Source organism: Candidatus Aquicultor sp. (assembly GCF_054640775.1).
On record NZ_JBTSLF010000316.1, the window covers coordinates 1 to 2701 of the forward strand.

Below are 2701 nucleotides of genomic sequence, written 5' to 3' on the forward strand. Positions count from 1 at the left end.
CGAAACAGGAGTAGGTGCGTTTCAAGGGCGATCCGCAGTTTCTCGTGCGTGTATTCGTGCGAGAGCAGTTGGCGCTCTTCCTTTATCAACCCTTCCTCTTCAATAACGTCCAGGCCGACACCGCTTAAGATACCGCTCTGCAGGCCTTCCACCAATGCCGAGGTTTCGACCAGGCCGCCCCGGGACGTGTTGATTAAAATCGCTCCTTGTTTCATCTTATGGATATTTCTTCGATTGATCATGTGGTGGGTATGCGGATTGTACGGTGCGTGCAGGCTTACCACATCGGATATTCGAAGCAATTCGTCCAGGTCTTCATATCTAAAACCCAGGTTTTTGGCCAAGAGTTCGTCGCGTCTGACGTCGAAGACTGCGACGTTCATCTCGAAGCCGTGGCCCATTCGGATGACGTGCTGCCCGATGCTCCCGGCGCCGACCACGCCGATCGTTTTGCCTTTTAGATCAAAGCCGCGAAGCCCCGTCAGGTCGAAGTTGCCGCGACGGGTGCGCTCGACCGAAGGCAATATTTTTCTCGACAGGGCGAGGATGAGCGCGAATGTGTGCTCGGCCACCGTGTTGTCCCCGTAGAAGGGCACGTTTGATACCTCAATGCCCTTGGTCGCGCACGCCTTAAGGTCGATATGGTCGAATCCGGTCGACCGGGTGGCGATCATTTTTAGGTTCGGCAGCTGCTCGATCACGCTTTTATCGATATCCGAGTAGATAAAGGGCGAGATCACCTCAAAACCTTTAGCGAACCCGACGGTATCGACCGTGAGCGGCTCGGTGAAAAAAGCGAACTCAAATTCGCCGCTGAGGTGTCCCTCGATGTATGCTTCCTCCCAGGGTTCTATTTCAAAAAAGGCAACTCTCGCGGGCATATAAACCATCTCCATCAAGGCAATCTATTGCTTATAGTCTCTCTATCTAGTTACCCGCTCGCGAGAATAATTATTCTCGCGAGCAGAGCAATGGAACAATTGACAATAGAACAATAGAACTTTGGGAATATGGATATGCTTCAAGGGAAGTTAAGCGTGACAGTGCGGTCCAATGCTCTATTGATCCATTGCTCCACAGTTACGTTAGCTGGCCGGCTCCTGTGTAACAAGACAAACGAGACGGGAAATGCACGGGAAATGCTCTAGTGTCTCAACACTCAAGTTTTTTAACGAGCACCATATTCGCACGTTTCCTACATATTTAAGATCCTCGTTATTTTAAATATCTCACAATAAGTGTATAATTTTTGATGTTTAAAAGCTGTCTTAAGCCATTTGGCGTTTGGTAAGGGTAAACAGGATTAGGAGTTATTGCTTGATGAGCCTAGCTGTTTTGGTTTTAGCGGCGGGGGAAGGAACTCGTATGAAATCCTCCCGTCCGAAAGTGCTCCACCCCATTTGTGGGGAGCCGATGATTCACTTCGTTTTAAAATCCGTAAGAAGCCTCGATCCCGAGCGGGCTATCGTTATCGTCGGCCACCGGGCCGATGAGGTAAAGGCCGCCCTTGAAGGAGTCGAGTGTGCGCTCCAGCGAGAACAGCTGGGCACTGGTCACGCGGTCTGCGTGGTTGAAGAGATGCTGGCTGATTTTACCGGTACCGTTATCGTTCTTAGCGGGGACACGCCCCTGCTTCGAGCCGAGACATTGCAAAGGATGTTCGATATCCACACCGCGAACGAGGCAGCGGCGACGCTGCTCACGGCCCGGATGGGCGACCCGACCGGTTACGGCAGGATTATCCGCTCGTCGACCGGTGCGGTTCAGGCGATCGTCGAGCAGAAGGACGCGACGGATGAGCAAAGGACGATCGACGAAGTAAACTCGGGCACTTACTGCTTTGATAAAGAAAAGCTTTTTGAAGCGTTGAAAGAGATAAACTCAAACAATCAGCAGGGAGAATTCTACCTGACCGATGCCATCAAGGTCTTAAGCGATCGCGGAGAAACGGTCATTGCATGCCTCGCGGACGAGCCGGAGGAAACCATGGGTGTCAACACGCGGGTGCAATTGGCTGAGGCCGACCGCATCATGCGGGGCAGAATCAACGAGAAGCTTATGCTGGGTGGTGTCACGCTCATCGATCCCGCAACCACATTTATTGCAGATAGGGTTACGATCGGTAAAGATACGACCATCTATCCGATGACGTTCATTAGCGGCGACACGAATATCGGTGAGAACTGCGTGATCGGCCCCGCAAGCCGTCTGGTTGATTGCCGGGTGGGCGACGCGGTGACCATAGAAAGCTCGGTTGTGAAACAGAGTGTTATCGAGGATTCTGCGGAACTGGGACCGTTCTGTCATGTCCGCCCGGGGACGCTGGTTAGGACCGGCGCCAAAGTCGGCGGCTTTGTCGAGGTAAAGAAGAGCGAGATCGGCAAGGGAAGCAAAGTGCCGCATCTCAGCTACATCGGCGACACGCATATAGGCGATTATGTTAATATAGGGGCAGGCAGCATCACGTGTAATTACGACGGCGCCAACAAATACCGGACCGTTATCGAAGACGGCGCATTTGTGGGAAGCGATACTATGCTCGTGGCACCGGTTCGCATCGGCAAGGGCGCGTTTACGGGGGCCGGTTCGGTAATTACGAGGGATGTTCCGGCCGACAGCCTGGCTGTCGAGAGGTCCGTTCAAATGATATTCAACGATTGGGCTAAAAAGAGAAGACAAAAAAAAGATATTTCAGAAAGTT

At 52.4% G+C, this 2701-nt stretch carries 2 protein-coding genes; one reads left to right on the forward strand and one right to left on the reverse strand.

The window, feature by feature from the left end; translation table 11 throughout:
• Positions 1-881 (reverse strand): NAD(P)-dependent oxidoreductase (locus ACYC56_RS14695; protein ID WP_461374919.1); only part of this gene is annotated, 881 nt, incomplete at its 3' end.
• A 439-nt stretch (positions 882-1320) separates the two neighbouring features.
• Here ACYC56_RS14695 and glmU point away from each other — a divergent pair.
• Positions 1321-2701 (forward strand): bifunctional UDP-N-acetylglucosamine diphosphorylase/glucosamine-1-phosphate N-acetyltransferase GlmU (gene glmU, locus ACYC56_RS14700; protein ID WP_461374920.1); only part of this gene is annotated, 1381 nt, incomplete at its 3' end.